The 16,990-nt window shown below is 54.8% G+C and carries 16 protein-coding genes; 3 read left to right on the top strand and 13 right to left on the bottom strand.

From position 1 onward, the window contains the following. Positions 1-265: 265 nt before the first annotated feature. Together BA6348_RS15005 and BA6348_RS15000 are read right to left on the bottom strand one after the other, a co-directional pair. Positions 266-520 (bottom strand): hypothetical protein, encoded by a 255-nt coding sequence (locus BA6348_RS15005; protein ID WP_005833632.1) that lies wholly within the window; start codon positions 518-520, stop codon positions 266-268. 21 nt (positions 521-541) lie between these two features. Then, positions 542-826, bottom strand: coding sequence for a hypothetical protein (locus tag BA6348_RS15000; protein ID WP_005833634.1), 285 nt, complete (start codon positions 824-826; stop codon positions 542-544). A 388-nt stretch (positions 827-1,214) separates the two neighbouring features. Between BA6348_RS15000 and BA6348_RS14995 the strand changes: the two genes are divergently transcribed. Further along, entirely contained in the window at positions 1,215-1,586 is a 372-nt protein-coding gene (locus BA6348_RS14995; protein WP_007786678.1) for a cytochrome P450 family protein, read from the top strand. Between the two features lie 331 nt (positions 1,587-1,917). Here BA6348_RS14995 and BA6348_RS14985 read toward each other — a convergent pair whose 3' ends face one another. From BA6348_RS14985 to pdhA, 8 genes are all read right to left on the bottom strand, one after another. Then, a complete protein-coding gene (locus BA6348_RS14985; protein WP_122952440.1) occupies positions 1,918-2,910 on the bottom strand; it encodes an ABC transporter substrate-binding protein in 993 nt (330 codons plus the stop codon). Between the two features lie 151 nt (positions 2,911-3,061). Then, on the bottom strand, positions 3,062-4,699 hold the full coding sequence (locus BA6348_RS14980; protein WP_122952439.1) for an ABC transporter substrate-binding protein: 1,638 nt from the start codon (positions 4,697-4,699) through the stop codon (positions 3,062-3,064). 172 nt (positions 4,700-4,871) lie between these two features. Further along, entirely contained in the window at positions 4,872-5,129 is a 258-nt protein-coding gene (locus tag BA6348_RS14975; RefSeq protein ID WP_051353883.1) for a hypothetical protein, read from the bottom strand. Positions 5,130-5,199: 70 nt separating this feature from the next. Next, positions 5,200-6,618, bottom strand: coding sequence for an FMN-binding glutamate synthase family protein (locus tag BA6348_RS14970; protein WP_122952438.1), 1,419 nt, complete (start codon positions 6,616-6,618; stop codon positions 5,200-5,202). Between the two features lie 134 nt (positions 6,619-6,752). Continuing rightward, positions 6,753-8,180, bottom strand: a complete 1,428-nt coding sequence (lpdA, locus tag BA6348_RS14965) for a dihydrolipoyl dehydrogenase (protein ID WP_122952437.1) — start codon at positions 8,178-8,180, stop codon at positions 6,753-6,755. Continuing rightward, complete coding sequence (locus tag BA6348_RS14960) at positions 8,181-9,530, bottom strand: dihydrolipoamide acetyltransferase family protein (RefSeq protein WP_122952436.1); 1,350 nt, start codon at positions 9,528-9,530, stop codon at positions 8,181-8,183. 18 nt (positions 9,531-9,548) lie between these two features. Then, the gene (locus BA6348_RS14955) at positions 9,549-10,532 is read right to left on the bottom strand and encodes an alpha-ketoacid dehydrogenase subunit beta (protein ID WP_005833649.1); all 984 of its coding nucleotides are present in this window, start codon (positions 10,530-10,532) and stop codon (positions 9,549-9,551) included. Further along, positions 10,529-11,596, bottom strand: a complete 1,068-nt coding sequence (pdhA, locus tag BA6348_RS14950) for a pyruvate dehydrogenase (acetyl-transferring) E1 component subunit alpha (protein WP_005833651.1) — start codon at positions 11,594-11,596, stop codon at positions 10,529-10,531. The genes BA6348_RS14955 and pdhA overlap by 4 nt, the downstream gene beginning before the upstream one ends. A 188-nt stretch (positions 11,597-11,784) precedes the next feature. Here pdhA and BA6348_RS14945 point away from each other — a divergent pair, with 188 nt between their 5' ends. Next, on the top strand, positions 11,785-13,194 hold the full coding sequence (locus tag BA6348_RS14945; RefSeq protein ID WP_005833653.1) for a sigma-54 interaction domain-containing protein: 1,410 nt from the start codon (positions 11,785-11,787) through the stop codon (positions 13,192-13,194). A 60-nt stretch (positions 13,195-13,254) separates the two neighbouring features. Continuing rightward, on the top strand, positions 13,255-14,187 hold the full coding sequence (locus BA6348_RS14940) for an aldo/keto reductase (RefSeq protein ID WP_007786701.1): 933 nt from the start codon (positions 13,255-13,257) through the stop codon (positions 14,185-14,187). On the opposite strand, the gene BA6348_RS14935 is transcribed toward BA6348_RS14940, so the two are convergent. The 3 genes from BA6348_RS14935 to BA6348_RS14925 all read right to left on the bottom strand — a co-directional run bounded on the left by BA6348_RS14935 (position 14,157) and on the right by BA6348_RS14925 (position 16,831). Beyond that, complete coding sequence (locus tag BA6348_RS14935; protein WP_005833657.1) at positions 14,157-14,360, bottom strand: hypothetical protein; 204 nt, start codon at positions 14,358-14,360, stop codon at positions 14,157-14,159. The two genes, BA6348_RS14940 and BA6348_RS14935, sit on opposite strands and share 31 nt — an antisense overlap. A 74-nt stretch (positions 14,361-14,434) precedes the next feature. Next, positions 14,435-14,893, bottom strand: coding sequence for a GreA/GreB family elongation factor (locus BA6348_RS14930; RefSeq protein WP_005833659.1), 459 nt, complete (start codon positions 14,891-14,893; stop codon positions 14,435-14,437). Positions 14,894-15,052: 159 nt separating this feature from the next. Further along, positions 15,053-16,831 (bottom strand): EAL domain-containing protein, encoded by a 1,779-nt coding sequence (locus tag BA6348_RS14925; protein WP_242507500.1) that lies wholly within the window; start codon positions 16,829-16,831, stop codon positions 15,053-15,055. Between the last annotated feature and the right edge of the window lie 159 nt (positions 16,832-16,990).

Below are 16,990 nucleotides of genomic sequence, written 5' to 3'. Positions count from 1 at the left end.
CTTTCGGGTCTTTTCTTTTGCTTTTGGATGGCAAAAACACAAAAAAACGGCAAAGCTTCGCCCCTTCATGTATCCGTCAGCCGATACACTCCAGTGCGCTTTGCCGTATGACCCCTTCATTCCTCTAAAGTGCCTAAGCTTCAATAGATTCACTCAGGTTGTTGTGCTATTAGATTCAAACGGGGCTTTTACGAGCGGCTCATCGTCCCTTGCTGCTCATGATCGCATCTTTTTTGCTTACGTCCGTGCTTCCTTTAGCAAAATTTTAATTCATCCGTCCGTCGATTTCAATCTTTTTCCACTTTTTTATAGAAATGACAAACTCGTGACCGCTTCCCTCATCGCGCTTTCGTCGATCGGGAAAGGGCAACATGGCAGCAGCCGCCACGCCGAGCGCCATCAGGGAAAAGACGATGCGGGCCGGGCCAGAATGCCGCCGGGCGAGCAGGCCGCCATCCGTGCGGCCGCACCTCTTCGTTCTCGAAGCAGCAGCTCCGGGATGAACCGACAATGAGTTCACCCGCAGCCGCTCCTTTTTCGTCTACTCCAGGATAGAGACGCGCTGCCCCAATGCGTTCAGGCCCGTGTACGTCCTCGTATCAAACTGCTCGACGCACAGCACCTCCGAGACCATCAGCGGCTGCTCGCGCACAAGCTCTTGCATTTGCGAATCGCTGTAAAATTCATACGCGTAACGGTGGAGAAGCCGTATGCGCCAAATTTTTTGTCCTTCTGCGGAAGTGAAAAACTGTTGCAGATGCGGGCACAGCCCCTTTTCGGACGCGAAGACTTGTTGGCAAGTCAGACAAGTATATTCCACGTTCATTCCCCCTGGCGAAAGCATTTTTCCTCCATAAAAACGGCTCCCACACGCATGCGCAAGGCAAATACGGGGAACCTTCAGTGGACTGATCGGCGTGGGTGAATATCGGTATGTGATACTTACAAGTGTAAATTAAATAAAACATATCGGTCAAGTTGGTATTTAGCCCAATTGCTTTCTGTCCGCGCTTTTTTTGCCGCAGACCGCGCGTGAAAATCTCAAGCCCCTGACTCCCGTTCCTCTTTTAAATAGAAAAAGCTGGATGGGCATGCTATTACAGGATTAGCGGCCGGAGGAACCTCCCTTCCATGCTTGTCGGGGAGCCTTCTCCGCATCCCTTTCCTTTTCATGCGCCATTTTACAAACCAATCATTCAAAAGGAGGTATATAGATGGAAAATACGGTATATCCACCGTCTGAGATCACGAATTTTAAAACGAAATCCGAACATTTTTTTCCTGTAGCGTGGTATAAGAAAATGCTTGAGCAGCATCCGGTTTACTACCACGCGGGCACGAACACTTGGAATGTTTTCCGCTACGAAGACGTGAAACGGGTGCTGACCGACTACGCCTTATTTTCGAGTGTTCGCGAGCGTACCCTTGTCAATGTCGGAGCTGGCACAAAGGAAGGGACGTTTCCAGAACGCCTGAACATCCATGACAGCGACCCGCCCGAACACCGCAAGGCGCGCTCTTTGTTTTCGGCCGCTTTCACGCCGAGAAGCCTAAAAACGTGGGAGCCGCGGGTGGAACAGTCGTGAATGAGTTAATTCGCGAGATGGAAACGAAAACAGAAGTCGATATTGTCCAAGATTTTACAACCCCGCTGCCAATCATCATCATGGCGGCCGAGCAGGTCGTACTCGTACAAGACGACGGTGGTGTCCGGATAGGCGCGGGTAGTCAGGCGGCCGAAAGAGTCAGTATATCAACATGCGCAACGCTTGCCTGCGCTAAAAATTTGGATAGACTGGGAGCGGCCTTCACAGAGAGGAAGTTTTTGCAGGCAAAAAATAAACAGCAAAAAGCCGCCAGAACACAGCAGTGTCTGACGGCTTCCGGAACAAGAGGAACGTTTTTCTATCGCAATGCTTATTTATTCGCTTTCGCACCGAGCAGCTTCTCGGTCGCGTCTTCCAGAATCAAGCGGTTCGCAATCGGGCCGAAACCTTGGAACCACAGATCGTAGTCTACTTCGTACACGCGGTTGTTTTTCACAGCGTCCAGCCCTTTCCATACAGCGGTTTCCCGCAAGGACGACACGCGGTCTCCGCCTTCGTGCAGCAGGAAAATATGGTCCGGGTTGACCTCTGGCAGCTTTTCAATAGAGAGCGGCTGAAAGCTCTTGGCCGCATCCGGAATATTCGCCGGCTTGGCCAGTCCGAGGTCGTCGTACAGCACCTCGAACAGCTTCGGACTGTAGTAGCGCAGCTCTTTATCGGTGACGCGCAGGAACATGACGGTCTGGTCGGCCATCGCCGCTTTAAGCTGGGCGCGGTACTTCTCCACTTCTGCGTCGTATTCCGCGATCTTTTTCTTGGCGATTTCTTCTTTTTTCAGCATCTTCGCCAGGCGCAAATACGTCTCGCGCATTTTTCGCACGCCTTGGTCATCTTCAACCGGCTCGATGAAAATCGTCGGGGCGATTTTGGACAGTTGCTCGTTCAACTCGCCGAAGTTTTGGTTGCCGATGATTAAATCCGGGCTGCTCTGCACGATCAGCTCCAGGTTCGGCTTCGGAATTTGCCAGCCCAGGTTGACCGAATCTTTCAGCCCGTCTTTCAAATACCAGGTGAACTCGGTGGAGTTGGGGCCTGAGCTTGGCGAAGCCGATGGTGTGATCTCCAGCGAAAGCAAAAAGTCACTGATCCATGGATGAAGCGACAATATTTTTTGCGGGTCCCCTTTGACGACCGTTTTGCCCATATCGTGCTCGATCGTCTGCTCCTGGGCAGGTGCCGGGGCTGGCGCTACTCCCGCCTGCGCTCCCTGCTGAGCGGGACTGGTTCCGCAGCCCGCTGCGGTCAGCGCAAACAGGCAGAGCGCCCCGGAAATTACTTTTTTAAACGGTTGAAAGGATATCATGACTGAACCTCCGCGTTGTTATTGATAATCATTTTCACTTTAGTGATTATAGAGTAAGCCGCTGACCTGGCACAATTGACAAAATCTTGTTCCTATATGGACAAAATCTTGCGGCCGTCCATGAAAAAAAGCCACTTGCTGACGAAGCGGCTTACATGACAGAGACCTCCCATTGCTTGCTCTCGGCCAGATGGCTGATGGCGACGTCGATGGACAGGCTGTGCTTGATCGGAGCGTGACCGTTCAGCCAGCTCTCCACCTCGTACACCTGATGTTTCTGCACCGCCCGCAAACCGGACCACGCCTTGGTCGCCTGGAGGGCCTTGATCTGTTCTTTGCTCGGATTGGAATTGTTCGTCGACAAAAAAATGTGGTCGGGATTCATCGCCTGGATTTGTTCGAGTGTCACACAGACGTAATGCGTTTTGGTCGAAATCCCCGCCGGAGGTGTCAACCGCAAATCTTCGTACAGCACCTTGCCGAGTTGCCTTCTGCCGCCGTACACCCGGTATTCGTTGCAAGTCACGGTGAGAATCATGACGGACTCGTCACGGGCTTTGGACAAGGACAAGAGCGCCTTCGCCTGATTTACCTTTTGCTCGTATCGCCGCATCCAGTGCTTCCCTTCTTCTCCTTTGCCGAAAAAACGAGCCAGTTCCAGCAAGAGGCTTTGCCAGTCATCCCGCAAAATGATCGGGATGGTCGGGGCGATTTTTTTCACCGACTCCAGATTGATGTGGAACCAGTTCGAGCCGAGAATCAATCCGGGCTTCGCCTCTGCCAGCTCGTCCATGTCCGGCTTGTTCCAGCTTCCCGTCAGCTTTGTCTCGCTCAACTCGCGAGCCAGATAAGGCAAGTAGCCATCCACCTGGTCATTCCCGCCGTAGGGCAGCGTCGCAAACGGCTTGACCCCAAGCGCCAGCAAGTAATCGTTCAAATGCGGCAGCAGCGTGACGATCTTGTCCGTCTGGCTCTGTTTTCGATAGGCGGACGGTGTGACGCCGACTGTTCGCTTGAAAATGCGACTGAAATAGAGCGGGTCTTTGAAGCCAACCTGCCGGGCGACGAGCTCAATCGGTTGGCTCGCCTTCAATTTTCGCTGCGCCTGGGCCATTCGCAGTTGTGTCACATAGTCAAGCGGGTTCAGTCCGACATGCTTTTTGAACACGCTGGAAAAATTCGAGGCGCTGATGCCGTGCATCTGTGCGACTTCCTTTAAAGAAATGTCCTCCTGATAATGCTGCTGCACATAAAGCAGCACTTTTTCAATCGCTTCCCGCGTCCCGCCTGTTTCTTCCGTTGTCAGCGGATCGGAGACGGCGAGGTACATGATTTCCTGGAACAAAATCGACTGCTTCCACTTGGCGAGCGGCTCCTCTGTTTCCGCAAGCTGCTCCATTTGCTCCAGCAACTGCGCAAAACGAGCGGCAGCCTGGGCAGACAGCGCGTGATGGCCAGGGGAAAAGACAGCCTTTGCTTTTTTTGACTGTGCTGGCGTGTCGCTCGCCACGGTATATGTAAACGAAAAATCGTAGAGAGACAGCGGCTTGCAGGAGCGGCCCTCCACCTCTACGCAGCAATCCGGGGCGAGCAGCACGATTTTTCCCGGCTTTAACAGGAGCGGGTCGCCGTCCACGCGCAAGATCCCCTCTCCTTCCTGGACGTAGAGCAGATGGTGCCCATCCTTCCATACGGGAGGATGCTCCTGCTGCAAACCGTATTGCTGCCGCTCCATTCGCTGTAAAACGAAAAACGTCTCTTTTGCGCATTCTAACGGATGTAAAAACACTCGGATGATTCTCCCTTTTGCGAATGAATGTAATTGATAATCATTATCATTATATAGCATGATCGCTTTGCGCAAAAGCCTGAACGATAACGAGCTAACAAAAAGCCCTATTCAGGCTTCCGGCTTTTGCCGGACCTCTTGAATAGGGGGTGAACGATCCGTCAGAAATCGCTTATGATTTGTCGCCTTTTGCCATGAACAGCGGGAGCGCCAAATACAAACCGTAGGCGAAAGCCATCCAGATCGTAAAGGCGAGCAACTGCTCATTGGAAAGCTTTGCAAAAAATACATCGCGGTTCCACAGCGCGAACGCATCGAGAACCAACCCGACTGCGCTCCCGATAATCCCCAGCTTGACTAACGCATACGGGCTGGAATCGAGCTTACGGAAGATCACGAATACGAGATACAAAGCCGCGCCTGTTGCCACTTCCAACCCCAAAAACGACAGAAGGAAGCTTTGCTCGTACGGGTTAACCGATCGTGTCTTGTTTTTGCCTTCATGACGGACTGTGCGGGATGCGCGGGGTGTACGCGAGCGGGATGTTTGTGACTTTGCTGGTCATGCTGTCGAGAGCGATCAAATCGTCGACGCCTACCTCGCGAACGGATGTCTTGCCCAATGCGAGAGTGGCTATCCGCATTTCATCGACAAACGCGCAAAAAAAATGCTCCAAATACTTGGCCGCCTCCTGCTCGTCAAACTCTTTTTGAGAGTGCCCGCCATAAAACAGGAGCTGGGTGGGCGGCTCCCACGGAATGGCCTTCGTGACCTGATCGTGCGCCATCCCCCAGAGCATGGCCGTGCCCAAATAGACGCCATCCACCCCCAGGGCCAGCGCTTTCAGGCAATGGCTTGGCGTATAGTACCCACCTCCGCTCAGCAGCGTAATTTTGTCCTTGACGCCGCGTTTTTGCAAGTAGCGGACCGCTCTTGACACCGCGTAGATCGTCGGCAAGCCGAAGTCGTCCTGCAAGATCGGCGCGCTGCCCTTGTAGCCGCCTTGGCCCCCGTCCATACTGATAAAATCGACGCCAGCCATGATCGCCACTTCCAGATCGGCTTCCATGTTCGCGCTGGCACACATCTTGACCCCAATCGGCACACCCTCTGTCAACTCGCGGAGCTGGTCGACGAGCTTGCGAAGATCGTCTGGCTTCTGCACCTCTTTATGCCGGGAAGGGATGACGATGTACTCCTGGTCTGGCAGATGCATGACTTGGCTGGCCTTGCCACGAAGATCACGATGCGGGATAAAAGTCGCAGCTCCGGCGGTAGCGCCTTGGCCGATCCGGATTTCTATCGCGTCGGCTTGCTTGAGAATCTCCGGACTCTTTGTCCATGTCGCGGAATGATATTGATAGATCAAATATTTTGCGTTTTCTCTTTCTTCGGGTAAGAAACCGCCTTCTCCCGTATTCGTGACGGTGCCGACCGCAGCCGTCCCTTTGGCAATGGCGATCTTGGTTTTATCCGTCACGCCAACGCCAAAGCCGATCCCGCCAGCCAACAGCGGAATCTCCAGCGTCAACGGTTTTTTGGCCATCGGCCCGATGGTGAGGCGCATATCGACCTCGGCATTTTCAGGCGCAGGAAGCACCGACAATTGCGCGGGGGAAAACAGGAGACCGTCGTAATTCAAAAATTTTCGCGGCGTGCCGAACGGCCTGTCAATCGCGGTGCCCTCCGCAGCGCGCAAGCTGTTTTCCAGCACCTTTTGGGGAGAGACGCGCGTCAGCGCCGAGACGATTTCCCATATGTTTTCCGGATAGCGGTCGTTCATCACGATTTTGGCGAAGTGGCCGACCGCCCAGCGCACGAATCCGCGCGAAAAGCAAAACGCTACGGTCGCGAGCAACACGATCGCCAGAAATGCCCCGATACTTGCTCCGATCCAAATCGTCACCCAGTCTCCCATCGTGCCCTCTCCTTTTTTGCAGCCGAACGTGCCGTTTCCTACTTAGTTTGGTTTCATGCAGGAAAAGATATACTTTCGGGCAGACAAGAAAAAACCCCCTTTCGCGTTCCATTCGCGAGCAAGGAGGTTTTCGCTCATTTTTTGTTGACGATGTGGATGGCGTGTCCGAGGGCGGCTTCCGCTGCTTCCAGCCACACCTCGCTCAAGGTCGGGTGCGGGTGGATGGTGAGCGCCAAATCCTCGACTCTGGCAGCAAGCTCCAGAGCCAGCGCACCTTCTCCGATGAGGTTCGGTGCATCCGCGCCGACTACGTGCATGCCCACTAGCAGGTGCGTGTCTTCCTCGACGACCACTTCTGCGAAGCCGTCACGCTCGTCGATCACCAAAGCTTTGCCGTTCGCCCGATACGGAAACGACGCCGTTCTGACCCGATAGCCCTGCTCCTTTGCTTCTTCTGGCGTCAGGCCGACACCGGCGATTGGCGGGTCGGTAAAAATGACGTAAGGGACATACGGCGAGTCCACGCTGCTTGGCAAGCCCGCGATGACTTCGGCGGCCACGATGCCTTGCTTCGAGGCGCGGTGCGCCAGTGCAGGCCCGGGCGTCACATCGCCAATGGCAAAAATGTGCGGCTGGTTGGTGCGGCACTCGGCATTGACGGGAATGTAGCCTTTTTCATCGATCACGACTCCGGCTTGCCCCAACCCGATATCCCCCGTGTTCGGCACCCGGCCAATCGTCACCAATGCTTTGTCCACCGTAAGCTCTTCGCGTCCGTGCGGCTCAGAGAGGACGGCAAGTGTCACCTGGTCACCGCTACGCGAGATTTCCTCGACTTTTGTCGCCGTCTTCACGCTTATCCCCAGCTTTTTCGCCTGCTTCCGCACTTCCTGCGTCAAGTGGGGAGCCGTCTGCGGCAAAATGCCTGGTGCTGCCTCTACGACCGTCACGCTCGTTCCCAGCTTGGCAAGCGCCATGCCCAGCTCCATCCCGATATAGCCGCCGCCAATGATCGCAAGCGACTTCGGCAGTTCCTGCAGGTTCAACAAGTCCGTGGAATCCAGAATACGCTCATGGTCCGGCGCCAAAGCCTTCGGCGCAAAAGGGCGGGAGCCTGTGGCAATGATCGCCTGGCGGAACTTGTACGTCTCAAAATCGCCGCCAGTCTCGACTCCGATCCGGTCGGCAGAAAGAAACGTGGCGGAGCCTTTGACTACCGTCACTCCGTTTGCCTGGCAAAGCTGCTCTACCCCCTGGCTCAATTGCGCAACTACGGACTCTTTCCACGCTTGCCAGTCCGGCATGTGAAACGCCGCGCTTCCGTCCGGCAGCCTGATCCCCAGCTTGCCCAGCCCGGCCAGCTTATGGTACTCGCCTGCGGCATGAATCAACGCTTTGGAGGGAATGCAGCCCCGGTTGAGGCACACGCCGCCCAACACCTCTTTTTCCACCAGGACGACTGATTGGCCCAACTGGCCGAGGCGAATGGCCGCCGCATAGCCGCCAGGGCCCCCTCCGATGACGACAACGTCTGTTTCGATTGCGATTTCCCCAACTACCATTTAGACCATCTCCGCGAACAATAGATTCGGATCTTCGAGCAGCTCCTTGATCCGGTTGGTAAAGCGCACTGCCGTCACTCCGTCGATCAGCCGGTGGTCAAAGGACAGCGATATGTTCATCATTTGCCGAATTACGCCTTCCTCTTCGCGCACGACCCAGCGCTTTTCCATTTTGTGCAGGGCCAAAATCGCAACCTCCGGATGGTTGATGATCGGCGTCGCTTGCAGGCCGCCGATCGGCCCCACATTGCTGATCGTAAACGTCCCGCCTGTAATCTGCTCAAGCGTCAGCTTGCCTTGGCGAGCAAGCTCAGCCAGTTGTTTGATCTCCGCTGCCAGTTGAAAAATGGATTTGCGGTCTGCGTCCCGGATAACAGGCACGATCAGCCCGTCCGGCGTATCGGTTGCAATCCCGATATGATAAAAGCGCTTTAGCAAAATTTCGTTGGTAGCATCGTCAATGGAAGCGTTCATGACCGGATATTCCTTCAGCGCGATCACCAGCGCCTTGATGAAAAACGGCAAAAACGTCAGCTTGAGCTGCTTTTTCTCGGCATGCGGTTTCAGCCGCTCCCGCAGCGCCTGAAGCTGATCCATTTCCAGCTCGTCGACAGAGGTGACGTGCGGAATGACCGTCACGGATTTCACCATGTGCTCGGAGATTTTTTTGCGGATGCCTTTCAGCGGCAGACGTTCGATCAGGTGATCGCCCACGCCCACGGGCAAGGCCGACGCCTGGGAGGCCGCTTGCTTTTGCACGGGCTTTTCCTGTTCTGCCGTCTTGCTAACGGCTGCTGGCGTCACTGGACGCGCAGGCTCCGCCGGCTCGTTCACGGGAGCTGCGGCAAAAGCAGTCGCCGATACTTCTTGCAGCGCGCGCTTTTGCCCGGCGCTGGCAAACTGGCGCAAATCTTCTTCGGTGACGCGTCCGGCTGGCCCCGTGCCGCTCACCTGTTCAATGTCGATTTTCATTTCTCGCGCCAACTGCCGCACGTACGGCGTCGCCAAGGAACGGCTCGCCCCTTGACGAGCCGGAACCGTAGCGGTCGATTGCTTTTCCGGTGCAGATACAGGCGTAACAGTCGGCTTCGCTTCCGTGCCCTCTCCGCTTGCTGCCCCTGTGTCGATCACCAGCAGTACCGTTCCCACCTCGACCGTGTCGCCCTCGGCAATGCGAATTTCCTGGACGACCCCGGTTGCCGGAGCGGACAGCTCTGCGCTGACTTTGTCCGTCTGTACCTCAATGACAGGCTGGTCCTGGACGACTGCTTCGCCCGGGCGAACCAGCACCTTGAGGATTTCCCCTTCATGCATGCCTTCTCCCACATCCGGGAGTTTGAACTCCACCATGTTCCTCGCTCCTTTACGCTAAAACGTAAGCGTTTCCACTATGCCGCTCATGACGCGCGCGGGCGTCGGCAAATAATCGTCCTCGATGCTGAACTGCGGGACAGGCACGTCAAAGCCCGTAATCCGCTTCACGGGAGCCTTCAAATAAATCAGCGCCTCATCGTTAATGATCGAGATGATTTCCGCTCCCATCCCTGCGGTCTTGTGCGCCTCGTGGACGACGACGGCGCGCCCGGTCTTTTTGATCGACTGGACAATCGCGTCGCGGTCGAGCGGGTAGATCGTGCGCAAGTCCACGACCTCACAGCTCGCTCCCTGCTCACGCTCAATCCGCTTCGCCGCTTCCTCGGCTACGCGCAGCATCGCTCCCCAGGCAAAAATCGAAATATCCGTGCCTTCGCGCACCACTTTTGCTTTCCCGATCGGCACGCAGTACATCTCTTCGGGGACTTCTTCCTTGAAAGCCCGATACAGCTTGGTCGGCTCCAAAAAGATGACCGGGTCCGGGTCTTCCATCGCAGCGATCAGCAAGCCTTTTGCGTCATAGGGCGTGCTCGGCGCCACTACCTTCAGCCCTGGCACGTGGGCAAAAAACGTCTCGACGCTCTCCGAGTGCAGCTCCGGCCCGCGAATGCCTGCGCCGTATGGCGTGCGAATGACCATCGGCACATGGTACTGGCCGCGAGTCCGGTAACGCATCCGCGCTGCATGGGACACGATCTGCTCGAAGCCGGGATAAATAAAGGCCAGAAACTGAATCTCGACGACCGGAATCAGCCCGTTCATGGCAAGCCCGATGGCCGCCCCGATCATGCCCGCCTCGGACAGCGGCGTGTCGACGACGCGAGTGGCCCCGTATTTGTGAATCAAGTCTTCGGTCGCGCGAAAAACCCCTCCGTTCACGCCGATGTCTTCGCCGAGCAGCATGACGCGCGAATCTTCTGCCATCTTTTGATCCATGGCTTCCGTAATTGCCTGAATCATCGTCAGTTTGCGAATCATGCCGGGATGTCCTCCTTCTTCGCTGGCTTCGCAAGCTCGCCTTCCTGCTCGACTGCCATCCAGGTCGGCTCTGCGTACACGTGCTTGAACATGTCTTCCGGCCGGGATTTCGGATAGCTCTCCGCTTCCGCCAGTGCCGCGTCAATCTGCTCGTTTGCCCGGGCGATCAGCTCCGCTTCCTTGGCGTCGTTCCACAGCCCGCGCCGGACGAGGAACGTGCGCAGCCGCTGGATCGGATCGCGCTCGCTTCTCCACTCCTTTGCCAGTTTTTCCTGATCGCGGTACTTTTTCGGATCGTCTGCGGTCGTGTGGGCACCGTAGCGGAATGTCACCGCTTCGATCAAGGTTGGCCCTTGCCCGTTCAAAGCCCGCTCCACCGCTTCTTGCATCGTCAGCCAGACGGCGAAAATATCGTTGCCGTCGATGCGCACGCCGGGAATGTCATAGGCGGCTGCGCGCTGGGCAATCGTTTTCGAAGCAGATTGCTGGGAAAACGGCACGCTGATCGCATAGCCGTTGTTTTGACAGAAAAAAATCGTCGGCGTCTGGAACACCCCGGCAAAGTTGAGCGCTTCATGGAAGTCGCCCTCCGACGTCGCCCCATCGCCAAAGTAGGCCAGGCTGACGTGCTGCTCGTTTTGCAGCTTGCTCGCCCACGCCGTGCCAACCGCGTGAACCATCTGTGTCGCAATCGGCACGCATGGCGGCATGATGTTCAAGCCTTTCGGGCTGATGCTGCCCTCCATATGGCCCATCCAGTACAAAAACACGCGCGCCATCGACTGTCCATGCACAATCGCCGCTGCGTGATCGCGGTAAGTGGGAAACAGCCAATCCCCGGGCTTGAGCGCCAGCGCGCTTCCGACCTGCGAAGCCTCCTGCCCTTCAAACGGCGCGTACGTCCCCATCCGCCCCTGGCGCTGCAAATGGATCGACTTGCGGTCGAACAAACGCACCCGCACCATCTGTTCATACATGTTTATCATCATGGACTCATCCAGTCGCCCGTCAATCGCCGCTGTCAGCTCTCCCGCAGGAGTCAATACCTGATATAATGAAGACATGAAAACATCCCTCGCTTTCTCCATCGTTCACCATAACGTATGAGCAAGTTGCGTGCCAAGCGAATGAAAGCGGTTTCTTTACAACGAATGTACTTGATGATTCATTTTGCATATGCATTTTTGCGCACAGATGCTCAATTCTGATTATTTTGCAAACAAGCAACAAGCCATGCCCAAGGAGGAACACCATGTATCAGACCAAATTTTTCCAGGGAAGCGACAATACCGAGCTCGTCCAGTTGATTATGACCATTTTCAAAACTTCCCACGACGGTCTGGCGATCTGCGACCGCAACGGCTATGTGCTCCTGTACAACGACGCCTATTTGAGCATTACCGGGATTCCTGCTGATATCCTGAACAACTTCAGTTATATTGAACAAAAAGAAATGCACATGGTTCCGGATTCCTCCGCCGCCAGAGCGATCGCGACAAAGCAGACGCATAGCGTCGTCATCCATTACGCCAACGGCCGGACGGCGATCAATACCGCGACGCCGCTGCTCGATCCAAACGGGGAGCTGCTGTTTGTCGTCGGCAACGTCCGCGATATTACCGAGCTGAACAAGCTACAGCAGGAGCTGGAGGAAACGCGCCAGATCAATTCTTCGTTCCAACGCGCGCTAGAGCAGATCCAAAACGACATCGACTCGGGCGGCCAGATCATCTACCGCAGCAGCATGATGCACCGGATCGTCTCGCTGGCGAATCGCTTTGCGGCTAACGATTCGCCGATTTTGCTGCTTGGCGAGTCCGGCGTCGGCAAAGACGTTTTGGCGAACTACATTCACGCACAGAGCGGACGCTCGGGCGAGTTTATCAAAATCAACTGCGGGGCGATCCCCGACCATCTGCTGGAGTCAGAATTGTTCGGCTACGAAAAAGGCGCGTTCACCGGAGCCAGCCAGGCGAAGGAAGGACTGTTTGAGCTGGCGCACAGCGGCACGGTCTTCCTCGACGAAGTCGGCGATTTGCCGTTTCCGTTGCAGGTCAAGCTGCTGAACGTTTTGCAGGACGGCAAAATCAGGCGGCTGGGCGGAAAAACGTCGCGCCAGGTGAACATGCGGATCATCGCGGCGACCAACAGCGACCTGGAAGCGATGGTCGAGCAGAAGCAGTTTCGCCAGGACTTGTACTACCGGCTGAACGTGCTGTCGCTGACCATCCCGCCCTTGCGCGAACGCCGGGAAGATATTCCCGCTCTCGTTTTCTACTATTTAAAAAAGCTGGAGTGGAAATACCAGCAGGAAATGCGCCTCGAAACCGACGCGCTGGAAGCGCTCGTCGATTACGACTGGCCAGGGAACGTCCGCGAGCTGAAAAACGTCGTGGAGCGCTCCTACCACATGTGCGAAAATGGACGCATCACGTACGATCAGCTTCCCGCCTCGATTCGCAATTCGCAGCATAGCGCGCTCCCGCTGCATCTGGCTAAAATGGAGCAACCGCTTGCGCTCAAGGAAGCGGTCGAACGGTTTGAGCGGGAATACATCCAGCGCGTATTGAAAGAAACGAGCACGATGCAGGAATGCGCGGACAAGCTCGGGGTGAATATCTCGACGCTCGTGCGCAAAAAACGCGGGCTTGGAATCAAATAGCGGTAGGGACAACGATCGCGATTGCCGAAAGTATTACGGAGCGAAAAATTGGATGGGGGAATGAACGTGAAGGTTTATCCGATCAAAAACACCGAGTTGCACGCTTCCAACATGATTATGGGCAATATGCGCCTGACCCAGCTTTCCCTGGCAGAAGCGGAAAACTTGATCCGTACAGCGCTCGAAGAAGGGATCAATTTTTTCGACCATGCGGATATATACGGACAAGGCCGCTGCGAGGCGCATTTTGCCGACGCCATCCAGATGAACCCGGCGATTCGCGAGAAAATGATTTTGCAGAGCAAATGCGGCATTCGCTCCAAGGAAAATTACTACGACTTTTCCAAAGAGCATATTCTCGCCTCGGTCGACGGCATATTGAAACGGTTGAAAACGGACTATCTGGATATTCTGCTCCTCCATCGCCCGGACCCGTTGATGGAGCCAGAGGAAGTCGCGGAAGCTTTTCAGCAGTTGCAGGACCAGGGCAAGGTCAACTATTTCGGGGTGTCCAACCAGAACCCCGCGCAAATCGCGCTCTTGCAAAAGTACATACCGCAAAAGCTCGTGGTCAACCAAATCCAGTTCAGTATCGCGCACACACCCTTGATCGATTCCGGCATCTCCCTGAACATGAAAACAGACCAATCGCTCAACCGCGACAGTAGCATTCTGGAATACTGCCGTCTGCACGACATTACGATGCAGGCGTGGTCGCCTTTCCAGCACGGCATGTTCAGCGGCCCGTTTCTCGGCGACCTGATTCATTTCCCGGAGCTGAACAAGGTGATCGACAGCATCGCGGAAAAGTACGAGGTGACGAACACCGCCATCGCTGTCGCGTGGATTACCCGCCATCCCGCCAATATTCAAGTAGTGCTCGGGACGACCAATGCGCAACGGCTCAAGGACGCGTGCAAAGGGGCAGACCTGAGCTTGACCCGGGAAGAATGGTACCGCATCTACAAAGCGGCGGGCAACCTGATTCCATAAAGGGATAATGTGGGAGTCACTTGCCACAGTGTGCTCTGATGCTCGATCAGCGGAGCGATTTTCTCGTAGGCGCGCGCTGCCATCAGCGCAGGCAGCTCGGTTCCTCGCCCGTATGCGGTCGTCAACCGTTGCCAAGGGATGTGTACGCCATCGAGCTGGTCGTATCCTGTCATTTTGCTCTCCTCCTTTTGCCTGGAAAAAGAAAAGACACTAACCGAACCGTTAGCGCCTTTTCCCTTCATCATGACTACTGAGCTGAAAAACCGCCCATATATGTAAAGCTTATCTCCCGCACTTGCACCTGCTGCCTGCCGACCGGGCTCTCCAGAACAACAAAATCGTGTGGAGCGGCCAGCAGCAACTGTCTGCCGATGGGCGACAAGAATGAGATTCTGTTGTTGTCTGGATCAATGTCTGTGGGGTACACCACAGTGAATGATTCCTCAAAGCCATCCTCTTCAAATAGCACCTTCACGCTGCTGCCAAGCAAAGTCACTGACTTGAGCGACTCAAACAGCGCACTGTCGTCTTTGGCGAGCAGTTGTTCCAGCGTCTGCTTGTAGCGCTGGATCATGTCGTCAACCGTCTGTTTTTCTTTTCCGTAATCCCGGACATAATGATCGAAAAAGAGCGAATATTGCTCATCGAAAAAGACAAGCTGGTTAATCAGATGCTTTCGCGTGCCTTGCAAAATACTAGGGTTCATAATAAATGTCACCCCCCAGTTGTTTTTCATAGACGAGTTTGATGAACGCCATGTTTTTCATCGAAAAAACCTCCTTAGAAAAATAGCCCCCGAAGGGACTCTCTTTATTGTAGCAGGAATTACAAAATGATTCCATTCTATGCATCGGCTGTCAATCTCTTAGGAGAGCTGGGACAGTCTGTAAGGGACAAAAAAAGTTTCCTCTACTTCAGTTGCTGGCAACGGTCGGCTGAAGTAATAGCCCTGAATTTCCTTGCAGGCGTTTTCCGTCAAAAAGTCCAGTTGGCCTTGTGTTTCGATTCCTTCCGCGATCACGTCCATGTTCAAATGCTTCGCCATCGAGATGATCGTCGCCACGATAGCCTGGTCGCTCGCATTTCGCGTGATGTCGGTAATGAAGGAGCGGTCAATTTTCAGCTTATGAATGGGCAACAGCTTGAGGTAACTCAACGAGCTGTATCCGGTACCAAAATCGTCGAGACTGATTTTCACCCCAAAATCGTTCAGCTTGTTGAGAATTTCCGTGGACAAATCCGGGTCCATCATCATGCTCTCCGTAATTTCCAGCTCCAAATATTTCGCTTCCAGCCCCGTTTCTTCCAGGATGTCGCGAATGTATTCGACCAGGTTCGCCTGGTGGAACTGCCGCGAAGACAAGTTGACGGAGACGGGAATGAGCGGCCCGCCTGCATCATGCCATTCTTTCATTTGCCGGCAAGCTTCCCTCAGCGTCCATGTGCCGATGTCGTAGATGAGTCCTGTTTCCTCCGCCAACGGAATAAAAATGCCCGGCGAGAGCATGCCCTTTGTCGGGTGGTTCCAGCGGACAAGCGCTTCGACCCCGATGATTTCATTGCTGAGCGCCTGCACCTGCGGCTGGTAGAACAGCGTGAACTCATTTTCCTTGACTGCCTTGCGCAAGTCGCTTTCCAGCTCAAAGCGCAGCAGCAGTTGGTTGTCCAGCTCGTTGGTGAAAAACTGGTAGCCGTTCTTGCCGTTTTTCTTCACCTCGTACATCGCCGTGTCGGCATTTTTCAGCAATTCCTCCACAGTTGTGCCGTGATCGGGATAGATGGCAATGCCGATGCTCGCCGAGACGTAATAGTCGTTGCTCTGCAGACGGTACGGAATCTCAATCTCCTTGACGACCTGCTCGGACAGCTCCGAAAAATCCCGGTCGGAGGACACGTTTTTGCAAATCAGCGTAAATTCGTCTCCCCCCATCCGCGCGATCATGACGTCGAATCCTTCGGTGCTTTTGCGAATGCGGTCGCTCACCTCTTGCAAAAAGCGATCTCCGTACGTGTGTCCAAGCGAATCGTTAATCAATTTAAACCGATCAATATCCAGCACCAGCACAGCAAAACGGGAGTTGTCCTCCCTGCTTATCTCAATCGTCTCCTGCAACGTTACATGCAGCTTCCTCCGGTTGGGCAAGCCCGTCAAATCGTCGTGAAGCGCCTGGTATTCGATAATCGCTTTCGCCCGTTGCTCCTCCATCCGCGTCTGATGCTCGTACGCTTCCAAAACCAACTGCTGTTCGAGGCTGAGCAGCTTGGTGACAGCCTGTGCCAGACCGGAGCAGTCCGGGTGAGTGCCTTGCAAACTATCGACGATGCGCAGCAAGGTGCTGAGCAGATTTTGAAACGAGCCCATACACCACTTCGAGGGCAACCCGATTTTTTGGTGCACCATGGCAATTCGCATCCGTTTTTCAACAAAAGCCTCATCAATACGGCCGTCGAACATCTCAATCAAATGGCTGGACAACGTTTGCCGCAGACGATTGACCGTCGTATGGCTCGTAATAATCTCTTTTAATGAATCGACGTGCAGGATCGCTTCGTAGAACGAGGCGGTGATTTGCTCAATTTGCTCCACGACGACAGGACGAAGCCCTGCAATCAGCTCCAGGTCTTTTTGCGTCAAATTAATCATGTTCAATTGAGCCAAAACTTCTGGGTTACCTTTTGAGACTCCCACGGCTAAAGCCGCAAGCCTTCCACCTTGCGGTGTACGGGTGGGATTCTTGAATGACTAAGCGTTCGCAGTCCATTTCTGTTTTGAACAGCCTTCAAGATGAGGACATCTCATTGC

It is taken from the genome of Brevibacillus agri (assembly GCF_004117055.1).
GTDB lineage: Bacteria > Bacillota > Bacilli > Brevibacillales > Brevibacillaceae > Brevibacillus > Brevibacillus agri.
The sequence above is the reverse complement of the archived record's forward strand: the minus strand, read 5'-3'. Positions and strand labels throughout refer to the sequence as shown.

What these genes read in the sequence shown, in the direction of transcription:
- BA6348_RS15000 (WP_005833634.1), bottom strand. Translation starts at nt 826, where the DNA reads ATGAACGTGGAATATACTTGTCTGACTTGCCAACAAGTCTTCGCGTCC.
- BA6348_RS14995 (WP_007786678.1), top strand. Translation starts at nt 1,215, where the DNA reads ATGGAAAATACGGTATATCCACCGTCTGAGATCACGAATTTTAAAACG.
- BA6348_RS14985 (WP_122952440.1), bottom strand. Translation starts at nt 2,910, where the DNA reads ATGATATCCTTTCAACCGTTTAAAAAAGTAATTTCCGGGGCGCTCTGC.
- BA6348_RS14970 (WP_122952438.1), bottom strand. Translation starts at nt 6,618, where the DNA reads ATGGGAGACTGGGTGACGATTTGGATCGGAGCAAGTATCGGGGCATTT.
- lpdA (WP_122952437.1), bottom strand. Translation starts at nt 8,180, where the DNA reads ATGGTAGTTGGGGAAATCGCAATCGAAACAGACGTTGTCGTCATCGGA.
- BA6348_RS14960 (WP_122952436.1), bottom strand. Translation starts at nt 9,530, where the DNA reads ATGGTGGAGTTCAAACTCCCGGATGTGGGAGAAGGCATGCATGAAGGG.
- BA6348_RS14955 (WP_005833649.1), bottom strand. Translation starts at nt 10,532, where the DNA reads ATGATTCGCAAACTGACGATGATTCAGGCAATTACGGAAGCCATGGAT.
- pdhA (WP_005833651.1), bottom strand. Translation starts at nt 11,596, where the DNA reads ATGTCTTCATTATATCAGGTATTGACTCCTGCGGGAGAGCTGACAGCG.
- BA6348_RS14945 (WP_005833653.1), top strand. Translation starts at nt 11,785, where the DNA reads ATGTATCAGACCAAATTTTTCCAGGGAAGCGACAATACCGAGCTCGTC.
- BA6348_RS14940 (WP_007786701.1), top strand. Translation starts at nt 13,255, where the DNA reads ATGAACGTGAAGGTTTATCCGATCAAAAACACCGAGTTGCACGCTTCC.
- BA6348_RS14935 (WP_005833657.1), bottom strand. Translation starts at nt 14,360, where the DNA reads ATGACAGGATACGACCAGCTCGATGGCGTACACATCCCTTGGCAACGG.
- BA6348_RS14930 (WP_005833659.1), bottom strand. Translation starts at nt 14,893, where the DNA reads ATGAACCCTAGTATTTTGCAAGGCACGCGAAAGCATCTGATTAACCAG.
- BA6348_RS14925 (WP_242507500.1), bottom strand. Translation starts at nt 16,831, where the DNA reads ATGATTAATTTGACGCAAAAAGACCTGGAGCTGATTGCAGGGCTTCGT.